17 protein-coding genes, 2 tRNA genes and 1 other RNA gene are annotated in these 23,337 nt (G+C 60.6%); 9 read left to right on the top strand and 11 right to left on the bottom strand.

The features are described from left to right. Window positions 1-11: 11 nt before the first annotated feature. Window positions 12-1,277: an aspartate kinase gene (locus HMPREF3158_RS05080; RefSeq protein WP_070497557.1), complete on the bottom strand. Its 1,266-nt coding sequence runs from the start codon at window positions 1,275-1,277 to the stop codon at window positions 12-14. A 259-nt stretch (window positions 1,278-1,536) separates the two neighbouring features. On the opposite strand from HMPREF3158_RS05080, the gene HMPREF3158_RS05075 reads away from it, so the two are divergent. After that, on the top strand, window positions 1,537-2,394 hold the full coding sequence (locus tag HMPREF3158_RS05075) for a DMT family transporter (RefSeq protein ID WP_070497555.1): 858 nt from the start codon (window positions 1,537-1,539) through the stop codon (window positions 2,392-2,394). On the opposite strand, the gene HMPREF3158_RS05070 is transcribed toward HMPREF3158_RS05075, so the two are convergent. Further along, window positions 2,391-3,542 carry a hypothetical protein gene (locus HMPREF3158_RS05070; protein WP_246816184.1) on the bottom strand — a complete coding sequence of 384 codons (1,152 nt, stop codon included), beginning with the start codon at window positions 3,540-3,542 and terminating at the stop codon, window positions 2,391-2,393. The two genes, HMPREF3158_RS05075 and HMPREF3158_RS05070, sit on opposite strands and share 4 nt — an antisense overlap. Window positions 3,543-3,858: 316 nt before the next feature. On the opposite strand from HMPREF3158_RS05070, the gene leuA reads away from it, so the two are divergent. The 6 genes from leuA (at window position 3,859) to HMPREF3158_RS05035 (ending at window position 12,108) form a co-directional block, all read left to right on the top strand. After that, window positions 3,859-5,676, top strand: a complete 1,818-nt coding sequence (gene leuA, locus HMPREF3158_RS05065) for a 2-isopropylmalate synthase (protein WP_070497553.1) — start codon at window positions 3,859-3,861, stop codon at window positions 5,674-5,676. 19 nt (window positions 5,677-5,695) lie between these two features. Continuing rightward, window positions 5,696-6,595: a hypothetical protein gene (locus HMPREF3158_RS05060; protein WP_070432791.1), complete on the top strand. Its 900-nt coding sequence runs from the start codon at window positions 5,696-5,698 to the stop codon at window positions 6,593-6,595. Between the two features lie 946 nt (window positions 6,596-7,541). After that, window positions 7,542-8,402: a hypothetical protein gene (locus tag HMPREF3158_RS05050; protein ID WP_168161746.1), complete on the top strand. Its 861-nt coding sequence runs from the start codon at window positions 7,542-7,544 to the stop codon at window positions 8,400-8,402. Between the two features lie 56 nt (window positions 8,403-8,458). After that, the gene (locus HMPREF3158_RS05045) at window positions 8,459-9,997 is read left to right on the top strand and encodes a DNA polymerase III subunit epsilon (protein WP_062036196.1); all 1,539 of its coding nucleotides are present in this window, start codon (window positions 8,459-8,461) and stop codon (window positions 9,995-9,997) included. Between the two features lie 46 nt (window positions 9,998-10,043). After that, entirely contained in the window at window positions 10,044-11,330 is a 1,287-nt protein-coding gene (locus HMPREF3158_RS05040; protein WP_062036198.1) for a Mur ligase family protein, read from the top strand. Continuing rightward, window positions 11,323-12,108, top strand: a complete 786-nt coding sequence (locus HMPREF3158_RS05035) for a type 1 glutamine amidotransferase (protein ID WP_062036200.1) — start codon at window positions 11,323-11,325, stop codon at window positions 12,106-12,108. The genes HMPREF3158_RS05040 and HMPREF3158_RS05035 overlap by 8 nt, the downstream gene beginning before the upstream one ends. Before the next feature lie 139 nt (window positions 12,109-12,247). Here the strand turns inward: HMPREF3158_RS05035 and recR are convergent, their stop codons facing one another. From recR to ffs, 6 genes are all read right to left on the bottom strand, one after another. Continuing rightward, window positions 12,248-12,904 carry a recombination mediator RecR gene (gene recR, locus HMPREF3158_RS05030; protein ID WP_061920107.1) on the bottom strand — a complete coding sequence of 219 codons (657 nt, stop codon included), beginning with the start codon at window positions 12,902-12,904 and terminating at the stop codon, window positions 12,248-12,250. Window positions 12,905-12,982: 78 nt separating this feature from the next. After that, complete coding sequence (locus HMPREF3158_RS05025) at window positions 12,983-13,357, bottom strand: YbaB/EbfC family nucleoid-associated protein (RefSeq protein WP_061920106.1); 375 nt, start codon at window positions 13,355-13,357, stop codon at window positions 12,983-12,985. A 65-nt stretch (window positions 13,358-13,422) separates the two neighbouring features. Further along, window positions 13,423-16,068 carry a DNA polymerase III subunit gamma and tau gene (locus tag HMPREF3158_RS05020; protein ID WP_070497550.1) on the bottom strand — a complete coding sequence of 882 codons (2,646 nt, stop codon included), beginning with the start codon at window positions 16,066-16,068 and terminating at the stop codon, window positions 13,423-13,425. 56 nt (window positions 16,069-16,124) lie between these two features. Then, complete coding sequence (locus HMPREF3158_RS05015; protein ID WP_070497548.1) at window positions 16,125-16,601, bottom strand: suppressor of fused domain protein; 477 nt, start codon at window positions 16,599-16,601, stop codon at window positions 16,125-16,127. A 69-nt stretch (window positions 16,602-16,670) separates the two neighbouring features. Beyond that, window positions 16,671-17,942, bottom strand: a complete 1,272-nt coding sequence (locus HMPREF3158_RS05010; RefSeq protein WP_061920099.1) for an aspartate aminotransferase type Ic — start codon at window positions 17,940-17,942, stop codon at window positions 16,671-16,673. A 100-nt stretch (window positions 17,943-18,042) separates the two neighbouring features. After that, window positions 18,043-18,139, bottom strand: an RNA gene (gene ffs / locus HMPREF3158_RS05005) — signal recognition particle sRNA small type. Window positions 18,140-18,303: 164 nt separating this feature from the next. On the opposite strand from ffs, the gene HMPREF3158_RS05000 reads away from it, so the two are divergent. Together HMPREF3158_RS05000 and HMPREF3158_RS04995 are read left to right on the top strand one after the other, a co-directional pair. After that, window positions 18,304-18,392 (top strand) — tRNA-Ser (locus HMPREF3158_RS05000). A gap of 551 nt (window positions 18,393-18,943) precedes the next feature. After that, window positions 18,944-19,032, top strand: a tRNA-Ser gene (locus tag HMPREF3158_RS04995). A 90-nt stretch (window positions 19,033-19,122) separates the two neighbouring features. Here the strand turns inward: HMPREF3158_RS04995 and HMPREF3158_RS04990 are convergent. The 3 genes from HMPREF3158_RS04990 to HMPREF3158_RS13130 all read right to left on the bottom strand — a co-directional run. Continuing rightward, window positions 19,123-19,647: a methylated-DNA--[protein]-cysteine S-methyltransferase gene (locus tag HMPREF3158_RS04990; protein ID WP_061920097.1), complete on the bottom strand. Its 525-nt coding sequence runs from the start codon at window positions 19,645-19,647 to the stop codon at window positions 19,123-19,125. 21 nt (window positions 19,648-19,668) lie between these two features. Beyond that, entirely contained in the window at window positions 19,669-21,720 is a 2,052-nt protein-coding gene (locus HMPREF3158_RS04985; RefSeq protein WP_070497546.1) for a YhgE/Pip domain-containing protein, read from the bottom strand. Further along, on the bottom strand, window positions 21,720-23,337 hold a 1,618-nt coding region (locus tag HMPREF3158_RS13130), incomplete at its 5' end, for a YhgE/Pip family protein (protein ID WP_246816183.1). The genes HMPREF3158_RS04985 and HMPREF3158_RS13130, both read right to left, overlap by 1 nt.

Below are 23,337 nucleotides of genomic sequence, written 5' to 3'. Positions count from 1 at the left end.
TTCTTCCTAAATTAACGGCCCGTGCCAGCGTAAACGGTAGCTTCTTCCTCGCCCCCGAGCTGGAAGCGCTCGTGGAGCGCAATGGCTGCCTTGTTCAGTTCCAGCTCTCGCACCAGCACGGAGATGCGGATCTCCGAAGTGGAGATGAGCTCCATGTTTACCTCGGCGTCGCGAAGCGCCTCGGTGAAGTCTGCGGTGACCCCTGGGTGCGACTTCATTCCGGCACCGACCAAGGAAACCTTGCCCACCTGGTCGTCGTAAAGCACGTTTGCCCAGTGGCCCTCATTCTTGAGCTTGGTCAAAATCTCCATGGCACGCGGGCCATCCGCGCGCGGGCAGGTGAAGGTGATGTCGGTGGTTCCGGATTCCAAGGAGGAGACGTTTTGCAGGACCATATCGATGTTGATCTCCGCCTCCGCGATGGCGCGGAAGATCTTGGCGGCCTCCCCTGGACGATCCGGAATGCCCAGAACGGTGACCTTTGCTTCAGAGGTATCGGTCGCGATACCAGTCAGTACTGCTTCTTCCACAGGGATATCCTCCATTGAACCGGCCACCAAAGTGCCGGGGTCGTTTGAATAAGACGAGCGAACTCGCAGGGGCAGATCGAATGCGCGGGCGTATTCCACACTACGCAGAACCAGAATCTTGCAGCCGACGGCTGCCATCTCCAGCATCTCCTCGAAGGAGAGCTTCTCGAGCTTCTGCGCGTTCGGCACGATGCGTGGGTCTGCGGTGTAGACACCGTCGACGTCGGAATAGATCTCGCAAACATCGGCGTGCAGCGCAGCGGCAAGGGCTACCGCAGTGGTGTCGGAACCGCCGCGGCCCAAGGTGGTGACGTCGCGGCTTTCCTTATTAACGCCCTGGAAACCAGCGACGATGCAGATCTTGCCTTGGTCCAGGGCCTCGGTGATGCGGCCCGGCGTGACGTCCACGATGCGCGCGTTGCCGTGGCGCTCCGTGGTAAGCACGCCTGCCTGAGAGCCAGTGAAGGACTGCGCCTCGGCGCCGAAGGATTCCACGGCCATAGCAACCAGGGAGTTAGAAATGCGCTCGCCGGCGGTAAGCAGCATGTCCATTTCACGCTGCGGTGGCACTGGGTTGACCTGGGCAGCAAGGTCGAGGAGTTCATCGGTGGTGTCCCCCATGGCGGAGCAGACAACAACCACGTCGTTGCCCGCCTTCTTGGTAGCCACAATGCGCTCGGCGACGGCGCGGATGCGATCCGCGGTTTCGAGGGAGGAACCTCCGTATTTTTGAACGATTAAGGCCACGTTGGGATATCCACCTTTCACTGTGCGCTTCCCGCGACAGTCTATAGCCACAGGCCCGATAAGCCCCGCTATACCTGTCGTGCATTAGTCAGTTGTCCATGCTACCCCGACGAGGTACTTCCTTTCACAATATGTGAAGGGGATCAAAGTGTTTTTATTCACCGCACCAAAAGAGGCGAACTGAACGACTTTGAAACATTTATTTTCACCCGTGAGCAGTATTCGTTAAAAAGGGCGACTACCTACTACGGTGGTGGGGGTGTTCAGCAATCTCTTGGCGGTTTTCTTTGCCCTAGCCTCCGCGCTCACCGTGGCTTGGGGCACGGTAGTCCGTCACCGGATCGCACTTGAAGCCTCCGGCTCGGTCATGCGCACCGCGATGCGCAATCCCGTGTGGTGGGTCGGCACACTTGCCGCCATTGTGGCTTATGGCCTGCAGATTGTCGCCCTAGGCTTTGGCACCCTGCTGGTAGTTCAGCCCATCTTGGTGCTCTCGCTGATGTTCACCTTGCCGCTTTCTGCCTGGTACTCCAAGCGGCCGCTGTCTTTTCATGAAATCTTCTGGTGCAGCGCGCTGACCATCGCAGTGGGCATCTTGGTGGTCTACGGCCGCCCCGTTGCCGGCGATCCGCGCCCCTCCCTTTCGCAATGGTGGCCGCCGCTGCTGTGCGGCGCACTGGGCTTGGCGCTGCTCTGCTTCCTAGCGTGGCGCTTCCCCGCCCGGCGCGCCTTGGCCTTGGGAACTTCCTGCGGCATCCTCTACGGCTATGTGGCGCTGCTATCTAAGTCCGTGGTGGACATCTTCTCCCACGAGGACCTTGGCCAGCTCTTGGTGTCCTGGCAGTTTTGGGGCTTAATCGCCCTCGCCGGCGGCGGAACCGTGCTCCAGCAATATTCTTTCCACGCCGGTGCGCTAAAGCAATCCCTGCCAGCTATGACCATCATGGAGCCCATCGTTGCTTTTGGCTTGGGCTACGTGGTCTTGGGCGAGCAATTCCAGGTTGATTCGCTGGCGGGCTGGACGCTCATGTCCTTAGCTCTAGCCGTGATGATCCTAGGCACGGTCATCTTGTCGCGCCGCCCAGTGGGCTCCTCCACGCGGCAGATCCAGACCTAAATAGCCCACTCGAATACGGCAAGCATGTGCGCCGAAAACCACGCACCGAAGAGAACATAGGCGCCGCATAGCGCTGCGGTGCTGCGGGTGATCACGGAACTAGCCAGCTTGATTGCCCATGGAATAAACAAGACCGCCGCGGGCAAAAGCAGGCGTGGGCGCGAATGCATGATGCCATCAGAGAACAAAACATTCGCTATGAGCGCGGCGGCGAAAAACCAAACCGGCGCTGGCAAGCGCCGCCAGCCCAAGAGCAACAGGATGGGCGCGCCGACGATTACGAGCGCGGAAAGCAGATAGCCCACGTTGTCAGAGGTCAAAAGCGTGGACCATATCCACTTGAGCGTTGCCGCACCGAAATCGAAATGGGAGTTCCAGTGTTTTTCTTGGATGCCAAAGTAGCCACCTGCCTGCCCGAGATAGCTATTCGCCCACGTCAGGTAAGCACCCAATGGAATCGCTGCGAAGATGAGGCTCAGCCAGGCCTTCCACTCGCGGACGGCCTTGAATAATACGATGAGGGCAAAGACCACGAGGACGTCGATAGACGTGAGCCGCACTGCGGAAAGCGCAAAGCCTAAAAGGCCGGCCAGCCACCACTTTTCATCCAGCAAGGCAACGAGCATCCACATCACCAGCGCGCCGAAGAGCGCCTCCGTGTAGGGCATGGCGAACACGATGGACATCGGGGCGCTGGTCACGGCGATGGCGGCAACCGCGCGGGCCTTAAAACCGGCCCCCATGCGCTGCGCGATGGCCATGACGCCCGCAGCCATGAGAAAAGTGAAGAGGAAGTTCAGAACAATGGCGACGGCAGCTTCATTCGCAACAAAGAAGCTGCCCGCCTTTATGACGAGTGGAAAGCCCGGGAAGAAGGCCATCGTTACTTCATTGACGTTTCCGTCCGCGGCAACGTCAGCACCGAAGTAACCAGCACGGGCAATCTCCGTGTAGTACTTTGCGTCCCATTTGGTCAGCAGGCCGCCTAAGTTATCTTCGTTAGCCTGCGCAAAAAGGGCCAGCACCCCAATCCGCAGGAGGTTGCCCAGCACAGCAATTAGACTCGCGGCAATCCAATCTTGCCTACCGAGACGAGGGGCCGCGCTATGCGCCACTTCTGCGCCGGCCGCATTCTTGACTTCGTGCACGTTATGCAATGTTATCGGCATGCTTCAGACCCCACCTCGATTTGCGTGGAATTCTCCCACCCCAACAAAAGGAGATCCCAATATGTGAGAACTCTTGCCACATCGTGAGAAGCGCGCTAGTGTGATTCACATGACTATGCGGCAGAGCCTCCTCCTTATTTGCCGCGGCGGGATTTAGGCCTTTCAAACCCACCGGCCAGCGCCCCCGTCGCGGGTTTTCACGATGCGCATCCAAACTGCGCCTTCCCACCCCCGCCGCTGCTGGCTAAACGGTACCTCTTTATCCGCTTCCTTAACGAAGCAGCAAGGACAAATCATGGCTCCCAACGATTCTTTTATCACCGCCCCACGCGAAATCACTACCCCTAACGGCGACTTTGGCAAGAACCAGCCCGCCTGGAATAAGCAGCGCGGTTCCGCAATGCCCACCCACCGTTACCGCAGCTTTGCCCAAGAAGTAGAAGACATTCAGCTGCCGGACCGCACCTGGCCGGATAAGAAAATCACTTGCGCTCCACAGTGGTGCGCGGTCGATCTGCGCGATGGCAACCAAGCGCTGATCGACCCCATGAGCCCGCAGCGCAAGCACCGCATGTTCGACCTGCTGGTCAAGATGGGGTACAAGGAAATCGAGGTAGGTTTTCCTTCCGCATCTCAGACCGACTTCAACTTCGTGCGCGAGATCATCGAGCAGAACAAGATCCCTGAAGACGTCACCATCCAGGTCCTGGTGCAAGCACGCGAGCACTTAATCCGGCGCACCTTTGAGGCCTGCGCGGGCGCCAAGAACGTCATCGTGCACTTCTACAATTCCACCTCGAAGCTGCAGCGCCGCGTGGTCTTCCGCAAAGACCGCCCTGCAGTCAAGAAGCTGGCTTGCGACGCCGCAGCGCTCATCAAAGAAGTAGCCCAGGACTACCCCGACACGAACTGGCGCTGGCAATACTCCCCGGAGTCTTTCACCGGCACGGAGCTAGAATTTGCCCGAGAGGTATGCGACGCCGTGGTTGAAATCATGGAGCCCACGCCCGAGCACCCAATGATCATCAACCTGCCTTCCACGGTGGAGATGATTACGCCGAACGTCTACGCGGATTCCATCGAATGGATGCACCGCAACCTGGCCAAGCGAGAAAGCATCATCCTGTCGCTACACCCACACAACGACCGCGGTGCCGGCATCGCGGCTGCCGAGCTGGGTTATCTGGCGGGCGCGGACCGCATCGAGGGCTGCCTGTTCGGCAACGGCGAGCGCACCGGCAATGTGGATCTGGTGGCGCTGGGCCTGAACATGCTCACCCAAGGCGTCGATCCACAAATTGATTTCAGCGACCTGCCCACTATCCGCGATACCGTGGAGTACTGCAATCAGCTGCGCGTTCCTGAGCGCCACCCCTACGGCGGCGAGCTGGTCTTTACCGCTTTTTCCGGTTCCCACCAGGACGCCATCAACAAGGGCCTCGACGCCCTGGCCAACGAGGTACGCCCCGGCGCCATCAACACGGACGTCTCGTGGGAAGAGCTGCGCGAGACCGAATGGGAGGTGCCTTACCTGCCAATCGATCCGAAGGACGTGGGGCGCGACTACGAGGCAGTTATCCGCGTGAACTCCCAGTCTGGCAAGGGCGGCGTTGCCTACATCATGAAGACCGATCACGGCATTCATATGCCGCGCGCGATGCAGGCAGAATTTTCCGCCGTGGTCCAAGAAGTCACGGATGCCGAAGGCGGCGAGGTCGGTTCCAAGGGCATGTGGGATATCTTCGCCACCGAGTTCCTGGACCGCGAGGCACCGCTTGCACACAAGAGCTTCCAGATCGATAACGCGGTAGGCGACGACGCCGAAGCCAAGGTCACCGCGACAGTCATCTACAACGAGGTGGAGTCTGTGGTTTCCGGCCACGGCAACGGTCCGATTGCGGCCTACGCCAATGCCCTCGAAGCGTTGGGAATTGATTTCGAGGTAATCGAGTACGCACAGCAATCGCGTAGCGCTGGCGACGACGCCGAAGCTGCCTGCTACATTGCCGCCGACGTCAACGGCACCAAAGTGTGGGGCGCTGGCATTGCCGGCTCCACCACGCGTGCTTCGATTTTCGCCATCAATTCGGCGGTCAACCGCGCGCTGGGCTAAAGGTGGTAGAAGTCGAGGCATGACTTTATCGCTCTATCCCATCCCCCACTTGGGGCTCGGCGCGGTGCAGGAATTGCCCGTGCACCCCGCATCGGCATCCCAGAATTCGCCTTCTGCGGAAGCAAAACAGCGAGAGGTCAACGCCACTTTGTCCAGGCAGCCCGACGGCACCTGGCAGGTGGCGACCGCCGCCGGCGTCGTAGGTCTGATTGCGCCTCAGGATGCGGCTGAGTACCCAGAGATAGAGCTGCTTTTCGACGCCCAGCTGACTCCAGCAGTAACGCTTCGCCAAAGCCCCCAGCCCACGGTGTTGCTGCCGCGTCCGGGCCTGTGCCTGCCCGCGAATAATCCGCCGTCCAGCCCGTGGGCGCTGCTTTCTTTTGCCCCAGCGATAAGCATCACGGATATCCCAGACGAGGTCGACATTCCGCAGTTTGGGCGAATCCATCTGCTGGTTACCTTGCGCGCGGCCGAATCCGATCCGCAGCGCATCAGCGCTTATCTTGGCCCACAATTCATCGGCACGCTGGATAGCTACCCGGACTATCTTCCGGACCTGCTCGTCCAGCATGCCAAGCAGGGGCTAAGCACGCTCGCCCATGCCTACCACTTCCCTCGCCAAGGCGGACGAGTGCTCAACATTTATGCTGGCAAGCAGATAGAACAGGAAACCCGCGACGGCTCCGGCCAGGAACGCCTACTGGCGGAAAACACCCGTAGCGCAAGCTCTGCTGCGGCCACTTTTGAGACCGCCAGTTTCAAGGCCATCACCGATGAAGACTTGTCCCGTATCGACCGGCTCCCGCAAAAGGCCACAGCGGATTCCACCCCGACAAAGAAGAACAATAAGAGCTGGCTCATCTTCGCCCTCGTGATTGTTTGCATCGCCGTTTTGATCGCAGTGTTGATTGCCCTTTAATTGCACGCTCATTGCCCAACTCAGTCAGCGCACGGCAACCTTTCGACCTGCTCAAATGCCGCTTATACGTTTGAGTTCAAAGCTACGAGTCGGTAGGGTGGATTTAGTTTCTTTTAGAGGGTTAGCGCGCTCTAGGCGCAGCAGACCCTCTAAGTCTGTCTCCTTATAGCTCGCATCCCTACTCCCAAACTTCTTCCCCGCACCCTACGAAAGCGAATACAGATGAAATCGACAAACTACATGGTCCCTAACCATGGTTTTGGCGATGTAAATCAAATTCCCATCCAAGAAGTAAGCCCAGATTTCCTCGTCGAGCTAATGGAAGAATCTGGTTCTGAACAGCCTGCAGTGGAGGTCAACCTCACGGGCTCTTCTGACGAAGGCTTCCGTGTCCGCTACGAAGACACCACCATCGGCTACCTCGAACGGGAAGAAGCTGCGGCTTATACCGAGCTTGATTGGATCATCGATGCAGGTTTGCGTCCTCTGGTTACCGCACGCGTAACCATGGTGGAGTTTGATGGCGAGGAATGGCCTTCTTTCGATGTCGAGCTACCGGCCCCTGGCCTGTGTGTTCCGGTCAATAACCCGCCGGCAGAGCGCTGGGCCATGCTGCCTGGCACTACGGCTGCGGCAATCACTCAGTTCCAGTCCAAGATGGACGTCTTCCCGGAATCCGCCGAGCACTTCTTGGTCACCCTGCATGCGCGCCGTTTCTTTGGCCGCCGCAGCGTCAACGTGGCGGTCGATGGTGTGCAGATCGCCTCGCTTAGCCATGATGACGCCCACCGTTTGGCCGATACCGTTTCGAGCTACCAAAACAGTGGCCTGCTCGCCGTAGCACGCGCCTATTACTGCATGGATGAGGGCAAGCCTCGCCTTGTCGTTTATGCCGATGAGCAGTCTGATGACAAGCGTGCCGTTGTCGCTGGCGTCGCTGGCGCTGATGTCTTCGCAGACCTCCTCCATGCCTCTCGTCGGCGGCAGTGCCGGACTAAAACTCGTGGCCGCTGCCAGCGCAGCGATCATCGTCGGCGGTGGCGCAAACCTCGCGGCCTCCATCTTTTCCGTGGATGAGCAGGCTCGCGAAGAAGCTACCGAAGCACAAAGCCGCTCCTATGAGGACTCAGTCTTCCCACGCGGTCTTTCGCCCTACCGGGACATTTTCGGCACTTCCAGCGCCCAAAAAGCCACGGCAGAGCCTGGCTCACGCACCACGTCTCGCGAGGATTCCCGCGAAGGCACCAAAGACCGCAGTGCTGTAGCTACACGGAAGCAGACTTCCGACGCCGTCGAACCCACCGCAGAACCCAACACAGACGAAAGCTCCCGGGATTCCGCCGAACACGTCCTCGCTGCGCCAGATGCGCAGACCATGCTCGAGGGCAACAAGGAAAACCCACGCGTTCCTTCCCGCCCAACGTCGCCGCGCCATGCTTCTGGTGACGACCAGAACCTTCCAGCGCCACTGCCGGTACCGACGCTTCCGCCGGCCACCCCAACGAAGGAGCCTTCTCCCCAACCGCGTAATGCAAAGGAGCCAACGCGAACTGCACCTTCGCCTACCCGCACGGATCCAAACATCTCGAAGCCACCGGCAACCTCCACCACGCCGACGACATCGGAGCCGAGCTCGACTTCCACCTCTCCTACCCCAACTAAGGAAGCAAGCACCACCGAAACTACGGAAGCATGCACCACCGAGGAATCCACGACTCCTAACTCGACCACGCGTCCGGCCTCCCCAACGTCAACGACCCGGAAGCCCACCACGCCAGGAACCATCACCATCATTATCCGCGGCTAGGTCACACGCTCGCCCGTTGAGCCAACGTGTCCAGCCGGGGTACTACACTTAAAACAATGAGCACCACCCCCGGCCCCGATCCAGCCCCCGCGCCTTCACCGGCCGCGCTGGCTGCTGGCCGCCCGCACAATCCCGGCCGGGCTAGCACCGACAAAGAAAGCAAGCAGCCAAGCGCGCAAGAAATAGCGCAGGCCGAGGCCGTTGCTGCCTACCCTTTCGTCGCACTCACGGTGCAGACCACCGGCATCCATCCTTCTACCGGGCGCCTCGTTGCCATCGATGCCCTGACTTATAACGAAAAGCACGAGGTAGGCCAAGAATTCCACGCCATCATCAACCCTGGTACCAACCCGGGCCCACGGCACCTGCATGGGCTTAGCGTTGAGGAAGTAGCAGAAGGCCAGTCTTTCTCGCGGCTGCTCAAGCCACTTGATCGGCTAATTGACGGCCGCACCTTGATCGTGCACGATACCCCTTTTACCTGGGGTTTCATCGTCTCCGAGGCGCGTCGCGCCATGATGGCCGCCGCGCGCCAGAACCGCTCGCGAAACCGCAACCGTAATAAGGGCAGGCGCCGCCGCCAGAAGGTCGGCCACGTTCCTACCCCGGTCAGCATCGTCGATACTTTGGCCACCGCCCGCCGCCAGGGGGTGTGGGATAACGATGTCCGCCTCGCGGCCGTCGCCAAGCGCAGCGGCCTTGATGTAGCTCCGCCCACCGCAACTGTTGAACGTGCCCAACGCAGCGAGGCCGCCACCTCCCGCGAGCAAACCCAGCTGCTGTACCGCCTCTATCAGCATCAAGCAACCGGCACGCGTAGTGCATACGCGCCAGATGAGCTGCGCGCAGATCGCTTTGGTTTGCAGCGCTCGCACGTGCGTGTCGACGCCGCAGAAGCCCCACGTCAGCACCACAATCCGGGCAAATACGTTCCTGGCAAGGAGCTGCACCGCGGCATGGAGATCGTGGTCGCGCCAGAGATCATGGAAGATCCAGACACCATCATCGCGGCTATCGCACGTGAAGAGCTCAACTATTCGGAAAAGCTCACGCGCGAATCCTCGCTGGTGGTTTGCAACATCACCACCGATTTCGTGGGCAAGCCCATGCACGCCCACCGCAAGGGCATCCCGCTGATGTCTGACACTGCTTTCCTTGCAGCGCTCGAGCGCATCCAAGAAGCAATCGAGCCGGAGCCAGAGAAGGATTCCGATAATCGCGCTCAGGCACACGTGCCGAACAGCAATAATCGCCGCTCCGGCAGCGCTAATAGGCGGCGCTCGCGCCGTAAGTCGGGCTCGGGCAAATCCTCCGGCCGCAACCAGCAGAAGAACAATAGTCAGCAAACAAACGAAAATCCCAATTCTTCCAACGCCAAGCCCGGCGGCAATCCGAAGAACGAGGAGAAATCCGGCTCTGGGAACTCGGGTGGCAACAAACGGCGGCGGCGCCGTGGCGGCCGCGGTGGCCGTGGCCGGCGTGGTGGCAAGCCCAAGGGCGGAAACTCGCAGGGCAACAAGGGCCAAACCAGCTCCGGAAAGAACAGCTCCGGGGCAAATGGGTCTGCCAAGAATAAAAACTCCGGCCAAAACTAGGCGCGCAAGTACCCGCCCCGCGGGCTGACGCGACTACCCTAGGGGCATGAGTTTTAACCTTTCCGGCACGTTGCGTTCATTGCGTACCAACGCCGCCACGACCGCTGCCAAGCTGGCCACCACCGCCTCCCGCGCAACCGGACGAGGCGCCGGCGGAATGATCGGTGGCCTTATCGCTGGCGCGATTGATCCACAGATCATGGCTAACCTCGGCGGTGGCCGCCCTGCGGTGCTGGTTACCGGCACCAACGGCAAGTCCACCACCACCCGCATGCTGGCCGCCGCTGTACGCAGCGAGCACAAAGTCGCTACCAATGACGGCGGCGACAACATGGATGCTGGCATCATCTCCGCGCTCATGGCGGGCAAAGACGCCTCCCACCTCGTGTTGGAGGTAGACGAGCTGCACGTTCCGCACGTGGCAGACAACCTGAATCCGCAGGCGCTGGTGCTGCTGAACCTCTCCCGTGACCAGCTCGACCGCGTCGGTGAGATCAATAAGATCGAGCGCGCTCTGCGCGGCGCCGTCGAAGCCCACCCAGACATGCTGGTCATCGCCAACTGCGACGATGTCCTCATGACTTCCGTGGCCTACGACGCCAAGAACGTCATCTGGGTCTCCGCCGGCGCTGGATGGCTCGGCGAGTCCGTGACGTGCCCACGCACCGGCGGCCACATCGTGCGTGATGAGGATGATTGGCGTGCGGTCAAGCCGCTTCCCGACGGCCGCGAGTTCCGCCGCCCCACCCCAACCTGGCGCGTAGACCAAGATGGTTTGCACACTCCGCAGGGTGACAAGGAGCTGAGCCTCTCCCTGCCTGGACGCGCCAACCGTGGCAATGCCGCCCAGGCCATCGCCGCCGCAGTGGAAGGCTTCGGCGTGGACGAGGCCAAGGCCATCGCCGCCACCGAATCCGTCAACGACGTGGCCGGCCGTTACTCCACCATCACCTTGGGTGACCGTGAAATTCGCCTGCTGCTGGCTAAAAACCCAGCCGGCTGGCAGGAGGCCCTGTCCATGGTGGATCGCTCTGCCGACGGCCTGGTCATTGCCACCAACGGCCACGTGGCAGACGGCATCGATATGTCCTGGCTGTGGGACGTACGCTTCGAGGACTTTGAAAACCTCGCGGTCAAGGCCGCCGGCGAGCGCGGCACCGACCTTGCTGTGCGCTTGGTCTACGCCGATATCTCGCACGAGCTCATCCCGGATCCAGTCAAAGCCATCGAGGCCTGCCCACCAGGCCGCATCGAGGTGCTGGCTAACTACACCGCTTTCCGCGATTTGAAGAAGGCGCTTGAGCGCAAAGTAAAGGAGAACGCCAATGGCTAAGACGCAGTTGCAAATCGGCCTCATTCTGCCCGACGTGCTTGGCACCTACGGCGACGACGGCAACGCTCTTGTCCTTCGCCAACGCGCCCGCATGCGCGGCCTTTCAGCTGAGATCGTTCCGATCAAGCTTGGCGAGGCAGTCCCTGACTCCCTCGACGTCTACACACTCGGCGGTGGTGAGGACACCGCGCAGATTCTCGCGGCGGAGCACCTCATCAAAGACGGCGGCCTGACCCGCGCAGCTGAGGCTGGCCGCCCGATCCTTTCAATCTGTGCTGGCCTGCAGGTTTTAGGCGAGTCCTTCCGTGCTTCGGGTCAGATTATTGACGGTGTCGGTCTCATCGACGCCACCACGGCTTCCATGGCTGAGCGTGCCATCGGCGAGGTCTCCTCTGAGCCGACCGGCGCTGGCATCACCGCGGAGCTGACCGAAACCCTCACCGGCTTCGAGAACCACATGGGTGCCACCATCTTGGGCCCTGCCGCGCAGCCGCTGGGCAAGCTCATTCGCGGCCAGGGCAACGCCGATACCGCAGCCACCGCCGATCTTTCCGACGCCGCCGAGCAGCGCATTGCCGAAGGCGCCGTCCAGGGAAGCGTCATCGCCACCTACATGCACGGCCCGGCACTGGCGCGTAACCCGCAGCTGGCTGACCTCCTGCTGGCCAAGGCCATGGGCGTTGCCCTCACAGACCTAGAACCGCTCGACATCCCGGCCGTGGACAAGCTGCGCACCGAGCGCCTCAACGCATCAAAGCCGCCGCGCTCGCAGCTCTAGACACGCAACTGCGGGCGCTCAGCTGACGCTCGCGGCTTGCCTTAGCCCGGCTTGCCTTAGCCGCCCTAAATGCCAAATCGTCGCCATTTTCGCGCAACTTAGCGCCACAATCCGGCAATTAGGCCGGCTGCTAAGACAGCTACACCGTCAAACGACCCGACAGCGCGCGGGACAGCGTCAGCTCATCCACGAACTCAAGGTCGCCGCCCAGCGGCATACCGGAGGCTAGGCGCGTGATCTTCAGATCCGGGAAGTCACGCAACAACCTCACCAGGTAAGCCGCGGTAGCCTCACCTTCCGTGTTCGGATCGGTTGCGAGGATAACCTCTTTGATCTCCGGCGTCGTGTCATACAACGGCGCGTCCGGGGTGGAATCCGCCAGCTCGCGGTCAGGCAACACGCCACCGATGCGCTGCAGCAGCACGGAGATGTTGAGATCCTTCGGACCCACGTTCGCCAGCGGGTCCAAAGCGCCACCTAGAACATGGTAGCGCCCCTCATACTCACCGGTGCGCTCGATGACCTGGATGTCCTTAGGCTCTTCTACAACACAAATAGTGGATGCATCGCGCTGCGAGTTCACACAGATTCGGCAGACTTCTTCGCGCGAGATGTTGCAACAGATACGGCAGAAAGTCACGCCATCACGTACCGCGCCGAGCGCGTTTTGCAGGCGGTCGACGTCCTCCGGATCCATGTGCAGCACGTGAAAAGCGATACGCTGCGCCGACTTCGGCCCGACACCCGGAAGGCGCGAAAACTCGTCGATGAGATCCTGCAGAGGTCCTTCGAACACGATTCTCCCTATCTATGAAATGCAAAAAGGCCGCTTCCCCCGCTGCGGGGAATAACGGCCTTTTAGTTTAACGCGCGACTACTGGTTGCCGCCGAAGACATCCTGGAAGGAAGGTCCATCGTAGCCCTGCTGGGACTGGCCCATGCCCTGGGACAGCGGGCCAATCTTTTCCTGAGCCAGCTTGCCAGCGGCAGCGTGTGCTTCCTTGAAAGCGCCGATAACGAGGTCCTGGAGGGTGTCAACGTCCTCAGGGTCCACAACGGACTTATCGATCTGGAGGTCAACGAGCTCTGCGCCGCCGGTCATGACAACCTTAACCAGGCCGTTGCCTGCGGTGCCTTCAACGTGTGCGGCCAGGATTTCTTCCTGTGCCTTCTGCAGCTCAGCCTGCACGCGGGCAGCCTGTGCGAGCAGGTCGTTCATGTCATTTGCCTGGGACATTGGGTCAGTCATGGAAAGTCCTTTCAACGTAAATTTCTTTAAGATTTTCGCTACCCGTCAAGTGTACAGACGCTTAACTACAATCGCCGTGCACCTAGCTCCTTGGTGAGCAGTTCCATTGCAACTTCCGTGGAGCTGCGGTGGTCCATCTCGCCGGCGTTTTGGGCTTCCTCCATCATTTCGCGTTCTTGTTCATCGCGGGAGTAGGCCTGTTGAGCAGGTTGTGGTGCCGGTTGCGCAGTGCTTGCCGACGCCCCCATCTCCTGGTTCTGCTGCCCCGGCCCCGGTTGACTGGGCTGCGGGTCAGCTGGATAGTACTCCTCTGGTGGTGCCTCAAATTCGTCTTCCGGCGCTGGTTCGGGTGGCAGTGGTACACCGTTGCCGAACTGCGGAATCTTGTTGAATTCCTCGTCGCGTTTTTGCGCGACCTGCGAAGCCTGCGCGATTCGCGAACGCCAGTCACCACCCTGCTGGGATGACTGTTGTGCCGGCTTCGCCGCTTGCTGACGCGGGGCCTGCACCTGCGCAGGCGGAGTAGCTTGCGGTGCAGGTTGATGCGCGCTTGCCGCCGCCGATGCCGCCGCCGCCGATGCCGCAGCTGGTGTCACTGGCCCGGGGCTCTCTTCGCGAGCAGTCTCGTTGTTCTGCGTGCCGATAGGTCGCGGTGCTCCCCACGGATCATCAGATGCAGACGCAGATGCGCTGGCAGACTGCTCCGATTGCTGCTCGGGTTCAGTCTGCGGGCTAGGCCTCTCAGACTCCTGTTCTGGCTCAGCGGACTCGCGCTGTTGCTGGTTTGGGTTCCACGTTGGCTGCTGCCGCGGAGTGCTTTCGCTAAAGCCTGCTGCCTTCGGGTTGGTGCCGATAATGCAGTTGACCTTGACGTCGCGGCGCAGCTCTTCCTTAAGAACCGCTACGATTGCATCATTGTTTGAAGGCGAGTTGATTCGCTCCGCCAGCGCACCAGTGGTGTGCCCCAGAATCAACGTGTCATCGCGGAAGCCGAGCACGCGAGCCTCGGCAAGCATGATTTCCGCGACCTTATTACGACGCCCCACGGCCGCGCGAAGGTTCGACCACTGCGAACGCACTTGCTCCGCGACATCAACTGCATGTTCCTGGGCAGATTCCTGCACTGGTTCCTGAGCAGACTGCTGTGCCGGTTCCTTGGCTGGTTCCTGAGCAGACTCCTGTGCAGGTTGAGTCTCGGTTCGCTGCTGAGGCGCCTGTTCGGCGCGCTCGGCGGGCTGTTGCTCGGACTGCTGCGGCTGCTGTGCAGATGCCGATTGCTCCGGCTGAGTGGACTGCGCTTGCGGCGCCGGCTGTGCGGGTTGGGCGGGCTGCTGCGCAGCCTGCTGTGCCGGTTGTTGCGGCTGTGCCTGCGACGCTTGGGCCTGCTGCTGTTGTTGCTGCGCCTGCTGCTGAGCCTGGCGGTTACGGCGAGCAGCGATGATGGCAGCCGCCGCGGCTGCTGGGTCTTGGGCTTGGGCAGTAGCGGGTGCAGGTTGGTTGGAAGCTGCGGTATTTGCGTGACCGGCAGCAGGCGTTCCATCGGAAGTGCCTTGCGGTGAGCCAGCAGACATTCCCTGTGGCAGCGCAGCAGCCTGGCCCGCGGCGGCAGCTGCGGGCGCAGAGCCGACCAGAAGGTGGGCACACAGGATCTCCAGAAGCAGGCGCGGCGAAGTAGCGCCACGCAGCGAAGAAATGCGGCTATTGACGGTTTCTGCCAGGTAAGCCAACTGCGGGCCGGTAAAGCGCTGGGCTTGGGCCAAAAGGATTTCGCCGCGGTCGGTCGGGGCCGAGACCAAGCCGGCCTCCAAAGCACCCGGCACCGCTTGCAGAATCATGAGATCGCGAAGGCGATCCAAAAGGTCGATGGTAAATCGGCGCGGCTCGTGGCCGGCTTCAATGACGTCGTCGACGATCATGAACAAGGCTGCCTTGTCTTGCTCGGCAAGCGCCTCAATAGTCTTATCCAGCAGGCCCAAATCGGTGACACCGAGCAACGGACGCGCGATGTCATAGGTCAGACCATCTGGCCCCGCACCAGCCAAGAGCTGATCCAGAATGGACAAAGTATCACGCGGGGAACCGCCACCGGCCTGGATGACCATGGGATACACGGTGTCATCGACATGCACGCCCTCAGAAGCGACGGTGCGCTCAAGCAGGCCCTTCATCGCAGGTGGGGTCAGCAGACGGAACGGGTAATGGTGCGTACGCGAGCGAATGGTGCCGATGATCTTTTCCGGCTCCGTGGTAGCGAAGATAAAGATCACGTGCTCCGGTGGTTCCTCCACCACCTTCAGAAGCGCGTTGGCGCCCGAGGCGGAAATCATATGTGCCTCGTCGATAATGAAGATGCGATAGCGCGACTCAGCAGGTGCATAGTACGCGCGGTCACGCAGCTCACGCATGTCCTCCACACCGTTGTGGGAAGCCGCGTCAAGCTCAGTTACATCCAGATTGCCCGGGCCACCTGGTGCCAGCGAAACACAAGACTCGCACACGCCACACGGGGTAGACGTAGGCCCCTGCTCACAGTTGAGCGAGCGGGCCATAATGCGCGCTGAAGAGGTCTTGCCGCAGCCGCGCGGACCGGAAAACAGGTAGGCATGATTGATACGCCCTGCGTCGAGGGCAGCGGATAAAGGCTTGGTGACCTGCTCTTGGCCGACCACTTCCGCGAACGTTGCTGGACGATATTTCCGGTATAGAGCCACGGTTAGTCAGTCTACATTCTGTGCCCGACACTCTCCCCCGCAGCGGGCGGAGCAAGCTAGCCGGCGCGCTTCCAATCGAGGATATCGACGCCCTGTTCAGCTACTGCTTCCTGCAGCTTGGCGACGCCCTCTTCCACCGCATAGGCATATTCTGAATCGGTAAGCATCAGCAGCTGACAGACCAAAGTCAGCCGGCCGTCCTCCGGCAGCTGCGGGGTGCTGCCGCCCCACAGATAAGGCGCGATCAGCAGACCATGGTGTACGTTGAGCGAATCTTCCGAAAGTATCTCCGGCAGCATGATGCCCGGCTGCGCAGGCAACACACCACCGGCCTTGGTCAGCTTTTCTGCAGCCGCAGTAACCGCAGCGGCCACCTCCGGCTGCGTCGCGCGCGCCACAGTCAGCAGCTCGCAGCGCACATCGACGCCCTGCTCCGCATGCTTGAGCCCCGTGTCTACCTCGCCGAAGGTGGTGGTAACGGCGAGGGACTGGGCGTCGTCAAGCGCAGCTAAACCAAGCCGGCGGCCTTCCACGTTTTTAAACTCCAGCGGAACGGGAATGACCTGGCTTAACCAGTACGAAGTCTCGTCGGAATTGATGGCTTAAGCCCCCAACTTCTCCAAAGCGGCGAGCAGCACGCAGGTTGCGACGCCGTCCATTGCAGCCTCGACCTCTTCCTGCGGTGGCAGTGAAGGTGCCAAGCGGATGTTGCGGTCATTCGGGTCCTCGCCGTGCGGGAAGGCAGAGCCAGCCTTGGTCAGCACGATGCCGGCGTCCTTCGCCAGCTCCCAAACGCGGGTGGCAGTGCCATCGATGACGTCGAGGGAGATGAAGTAACCGCCCTTCGGCTCGGTCCACTGCGCGACCTCGTACTCGCCCAGGCGGGACTGAAGGATGCGCAGGACAGCGTTGAACTTCGGAGCCAACAGCGCCGCGTGGCGGCGCATGACCGCACGCACGCCTTCGGCGGAACCGAAGAATTGGTAGTGAGCAAGCTGGTTTATCTTGTTCGGCCCAATGCCGCGAATCTTCGCGTGGGAGAGGTACCAATCCAAGTTCTCGCGGGAGGAGGCGAAGAACGCAACGCCAGCTCCGGCGAAGGTGATCTTGGAGGTAGAAGACATAGCCCAGAAACGGTTCGGGTTGCCGGCCTTAGCTGCAATGTCGAGAATCGGCAGGATCTCCGGGAACTCATCGGTGAGAGTATGGACCGCGTAAGCGTTGTCCCAGATGATGCGGAAGTCTGGCGCTGCGGCTTCCATGGAGGCGAGCTCCTTGGCGATCTCCTCGGAGATGGTCACGCCAGTTGGGTTACCGAACATCGGAACGGTCCACATGCCCTTGACCTGCGGGTCCTTGACCAATTCCTTGACGGCGCCGAGATCGGGGCCGTCGGAAAGCATAGGGACCGAAACCAGCTCGAAGCCGAAGTGCTCCGTGATAGCGAAGTGGCGGTCATAACCCGGGACCGGGCAGATCCACTTGACGGTTTCTTCCTGGGACCACGGACGCTCGGAATCGTTGGTGCCGAAAGCATAAGCCCAAGAGATGAGGTCGAACATGATGTTCAAGGAGGAGGAATCTCCAGCCAACAGCAGCTCTGGGTCGATGTTGGTCAGCTTGCCCCACAGCTCACGCAGTTCCTTGATGCCCTCAAGGTTGCCGTAGTTGCGAAGGTCGTTGCCTGCGGCGTCGGAATAGTTGCCCGCGCCTGGCAGCTCGAGCAGATCGTTGGACAGGCTCAATTGCGCCTTTGCGGGCTTGCCGCGGGTCAGATCCAGCTTCAGGCCCTTAGCCTTCAGCTCCTCGTAGTCCTCACGAACCTTCGCTGCGAGTTCGTCGAGCTCAGACTTTTCGAGATTGAGCAGGGACATTCCTGTCCACCTTCCGGGTTAGTTGCGGGTAGTTGCGAATATATGGCAACCAATACTAACGCTTGCGTGCAGCTTTTGTAATGTTTATCACCCAGAAAACTTAAAAGGGACCCCGCGCACCCGTCAGAGCCTCCTGACCCTTGCTGCATTCCTGCCCTGGGGGAGTTCAGAGGATGGACGCCACGCGGAATCCTGCCGACAAGCCTAGCGCGCTAGCCACGCTCGCGGCAAACCGCTATTGCCCCCATTGCCGCGGCGGCTGCTGTTGTGACTATTCCACTAGCGCCGGACGCAGGCCGGCCTACCCGGAGTGCGCAGTACGAATTTTTCCTTTGGGCCTGCTCGTGTAGAGTCTTCCAACGGAGGATTCGACTAGCGGCCTATGTCACACGCCTGGAACGCGTGCGGGAGTCACATCCCTCAGGGGTTCAAATCCCCTATCCTCCGCCACAGGTCCCAGCTCTTCAGAGTTGGGACCATTTACGTTTTCTTGGGTCCGGCACCATTGCCCGACACCCTCCCCCGGCTTCTTTCGCCCGACATCCCCCGACATCCCCAAAGCACCGCAAATACCCAGACGGCAAAACGAGGATGGTAAATCCACGCACCGCCTGCGCCACTGATCCACTTCCATATCAGCAATTGCGACAAGGCTTGACCATTTAGGAACGCGGCCTGCCATTCAAACGGAAATCGGTACTCCGCGGCGGCACGGAAGGGCCAAATGGTGAGGTGCAGATGGTGAGTTCGCTATTCAACAGCCCCAGCAGTTAACAGCACCCCCATCCGTAAAGGGTCGACCTCACCATTTGGACGTGACCTCACCATTTGGAGGATGGGCCCGCACGGATTGCACTCAGGCCGCGGGATTCATACTCGGCCGGAATGGTTTGCGCTCGGCCCGCGTGGCTCGCGGGCGGCCTGCGCGATTTGAGGGCCACCTTTCCGCTGTTGACCTGCGGATTTTGCCGCTCTAGACAAGGCTGATAGTGTTTTCCAACGGAGGATTCGACTAGCGGCCTATGTCACACGCCTGGAACGCGTGCGGGAGTCACATCCCTCAGGGGTTCAAATCCCCTATCCTCCGCCACAGGCCCCAGCTCTTCGGAGCTGGGGCCATTTACGTTTTCTTGATTCCGGCTGGGTTGGCAGAGCAAAGGCGGAGCTAGGGGGACGAGGACTAGGGCGTTCGAGCGCCACTTTCTAGGCGCAGCAGCAGCTCCTTTGCAGCCACGCCGCCGCGGTAGCCGCCGAGGCTGCCGTCGCTGCGCAATACGCGGTGGCACGGCACGATAATCGGCACGGGGTTACGCGCGCAGGCGCTACCCACGGCGCGGACGGCCTTGGGGTTTGCGGCGGCGTCGGCAAGCTGGGCGTAGGTGGTGGTCGCGCCGTACGGAATGTCCGTCAGTAGCCTTTGGACGCGCTGGCGAAAGCCCGAGGTGAGGGCCTCATCAATGGGCACGCTGAAAGTGCGGCGCGCGCCTGCGAAGTACTCGTCTAGCTGTACCGCTGCAAGTGTCAGCACCGGACTTGCGCCCATGGTTGCCGGACCGATCTTGTTGTTAAGGAGCGCCAAGACTTCCGCGGACTCTTCGCACGCGAAGGCCAGATAGACCACACCCCGCTCAGTCGCCGCCACGAGGAGTTCGCCCACAGGCGAGTCGACGTAACGATAAGTAACTGAGCGGGGTGTAAATGCCATGCCGGCAATTCTAGTGCGGGGCTACATCAGCTTGGTCTCCGCAAGGGCCGCATCCAGCTTCGAGGTATAGGCATGCAGCGGCTTGTGCAAGACGAGGCCGAGGAAGAACATCGGCAGCAGGAAGACCAGCAGCACCAGCAGCGAGAGCCAGTAATCAGCGTGATAGACGCCGCCGATTGCCGCGCGGAAGGCGCGAATCGTGTACGTCGCCGGCAACCACGGGCTGATGTTCTGGAACCACTCCGGCAAAAGCTGCAGCGGATACGCGCCGCCGGCACTGGAGACCTGAATGACCAACAAAAGCACGCCCAAAGCCTTACCCGCGTTGGCGAAGGAGACCACGAGCGTATAGATGATCATCATGAATACGGTCGAAGAGACCCAGGCCGCCAACCACAGCAGCACCGGATGTGCGGGTTCTAGCTGCACGAAGAAGATAAGGCCAAGCGAAAGCAGCGTGGACTGGAAGAAGCCAATCAGCGCGAAGATGCCGAAGCGGCCAAAGAAGCGCTGCACCACGGTATAAGAGTCGCGGTTGCTGACGTCAGTGCGCAAGGTGACGGCTGTGAGCAGGCAGCCCACCCACAGCGCCAGGGTGGTATACAGCGGCGCCATGCCCGCGCCAAACGACGCCACCGGATAGACAGGTTGGCGGTCCACCGAAACCGGCGAGGCGATAAAGCTTGCCAGGGCATCCGGGTTATTGCCCACCACCTTGGCTAGGCGTGAGAGATCGCCGGTATCGCGTGCGCGGTCGAGCTCATCTTTTAGCTCGCCGAAGCGGTCCGCATCCGAGTCCAGCTCCTGAGCAAGGGTGCTCAGTGCATCCCGGGCGCCAGTCAGAGACTCGGTGTCCAAGCTGATGCCAGAGCCCTGCGAGTCGATGTCACTGCCGATGCGCTGCAGGGAGTCCTGGAGCTTGCCCACAGAGGTGCGCAGCTGCGAGTCGCGGCTGGACTCGATTGCTTGCTGGGCGCGGTCGATGGAAGAAAAGTCCGGCTTCTGCGCACCCGGCGCATTCGCTGCGGCTACCAAGCGGGAGTGCACGGCCTCCTGTGCCGCAATAGCCTCGTCGAGGTTGCTGGTCAGCTGCGCGGCCTCCGCCGGCAGCACTGGCTTCACATCGCTATTTACGCGATCCCGCAGGCCTTTGTAGGCATCGATCTGCCCCTGCACCTGGCCTGCCAGCGTATTCAAGGTGGCCTGCATCGAGGCGCGCGAGGTATCCGCTGAATCGTATAGTTCGTCGATTCGCTGGCGTACTACATCGTAGCTATCGGCAGTCTGCGAAAGCGCCGCGTCGAGGGACTCCGTAGACAGGTTCAGATCTCCAGTTGGGCCCGACAGCGAAGGACGCGGCGCATTGGCGATGCGTTGTGCGCTTTCTACTAGCGGCACTGAAGAATCCACCAGGCTGCCCATCGAACGGGCCGTACGCGCGCCGGTGTGCAGCTGTGTTTCGATGCCATCGGCACGAGCTTCAATGCGCTTCAACGTTGCCTTTGCGTCGGACTCGTTGAGGTATTCGTCGAGGGAGGAAATCAGGCCTAGGGAGACGTCGCCAAGCGTGTGTGTGAAGGACTCCGCGATCTGGGAGGAAACGCCCTCTGCGCCCTTATTCGTAATTTTCGGCGCCAGCGCGTTCTTCTTCTCGTTGGTGTACAGCGAGATTTCGGTCGGCTTGGAGCCTTCCGCATAAAAGGTCATCATGTCCGAGCTGAAGTGCTCCGGCAGCACGATGGAGGCGTAGTACTCGCCAGATTTCGTGCCGTCGATGGCGTCTTCAGCGTCGGTGATGACCCAATCCAACTTGTCATTTGCACGCAGCTCCGAGAGCACCTTCTCGCCTACGTTGACCGGAACCGGGAAGATGTCGCTTTTATAGCCGGTATCCTCGCTGGCCACGGCTACCTTCAGCTGGCCCGTGTTGGAGAAAGGATCCCAGCTGGCCAACACGTTGAACCAAGTAAACAGCAAAGGGATAACGACGAGGCCAAAGAGGATGACCGATGCCATGACGTTGCTAGTGGCACGGCGAAGATCATCGAAGAAAATTCCACCGATCTTTTTCATTATTTCTCCTCGCCTTTTTCGTTGAGAGTGCCTTCATTGTGCAAGACACCGTCTTGGAACTGCTCATCATCTGCCGGAGCCGAATGCACACCTTCACCGCGGGCGGCAACGGAGTGCTGGAGCTCTTCCTCGTTGAAGTCCACCAACTCGGTGGACTGCGCGAGGCTCTTGCGCAGGTACTCGAGGGTGACCACGATGCCCAAGATAACTAGGCACCACAGCGTCCAAATGCCCAACAACAATGGTTTCTGCGAAGGCACAAGCGCAGCCACGATTCCGAGCACCACCATGCCCACAACGCCAAGTACTGCAGCCACGCGGATCCAGTGCCTGTAATCGTGCTTGCGTTTTTCCAAATCAGCTGCGAATTCCTCACGGCCTTGCAGTGCCTTCAGGACATCGGCGAAGCGGTAACCATCGCCGACGATCTGGACGTTTTCTGCCGCGATGAGATCGGTCTTGGCCAGCTCGCGGTTAAAGAGCAAGTTAAAGTGCGCGAAGCTGCGACGCCCCAACAAGCCCAAGGCGAAAGCCACTACGAACATCAAGGCCAGCACGGACATGAACTTGAGATAGTGCAGACCATAGAAGCCGCCGATGGTCTCGCGCATGGCGTCGATGCCATATGAGAATGGCAGAAGCGGGTAGATGGAACGGAAGAAGTTCGGCATCAGCTCAATCGGGTACAGGCCGGAGGCACCCGGAATCTGTACGATGACCAGCACCACTGCAAGGCCACGGCCCACGTGACCAAGGGCCGTCGACAGCGCGTAGATGATGCTGAGATAAGCCAGCGCGATGAGCGTGCCGGTGGCAACGAATGCGACTGGATTTACCGTCTGTACGCCCACGGCCAAGTCACCCACGGTGACAATTACGGCCTGCACCATCGCCATCACGGCCATGAGCAGGAAACGGCCCAGATAAGCCTGGCCCACCGTGAGCCGCTTAAAGCCTTCGAGATCCACCTCCACGCGGAAGATGACCACGAGCACGAAGGCACCGATCCACAGCGAGAGGTTCGTAAACAGCGAGGCCATCGCGGAACCGTAGGAGCCCACCGGATAGACTGGCGCGCTCTTCACCTCAACGGGATCAGCGAAGAAGGAACCAATCTCATCGGAGTTCAGGCCGGTGATGGTCTGCAGTTCCTTGGTCCGCGAGTGAGCGGTGATGGCGCGGACGTCGTCACGCGCGCCCTCCACACCATCTTCCAGGGAGGCAAGATCTGAATCGAAGGAACCAAGTGCGTCCTGGGTTGCGCCGAGCTGCTTGCCGACGCCGTCCAGCAAGTTCTGTGCTTCCTCCATCGTCGCCTTTTGGGTGTCCAGCGAAGCCGAGAACGCACCGACCTTGGAGCTTAGGTTGCTCATCGCGCGATTAATCTCCGGCACAGACTTATCGACGGTGTCCGAGAGAACCTGGGAGGTCTTCTTCGTATCCTGCGCCGCCTGATTGACCGCATCCGCCGTGGACTTCACGGACTTGGCGGTCTCATTGCTGTCATTGCTGAGTGCTTGGAGATTACCCAGCAGCTGCTTATTCGCAGCGTTGCCCTCCTCCAAAGTGGCAATTGCATCATTGAGCGGGCCCGCCACACCCGGAGCTACGGCGGGG

This window comes from Corynebacterium sp. HMSC06G04 (assembly GCF_001807365.1).
GTDB classification, from domain to species: domain Bacteria; phylum Actinomycetota; class Actinomycetes; order Mycobacteriales; family Mycobacteriaceae; genus Corynebacterium; species Corynebacterium simulans.
The sequence above is the reverse complement of the archived record's forward strand: the minus strand, read 5'-3'. Positions and strand labels throughout refer to the sequence as shown.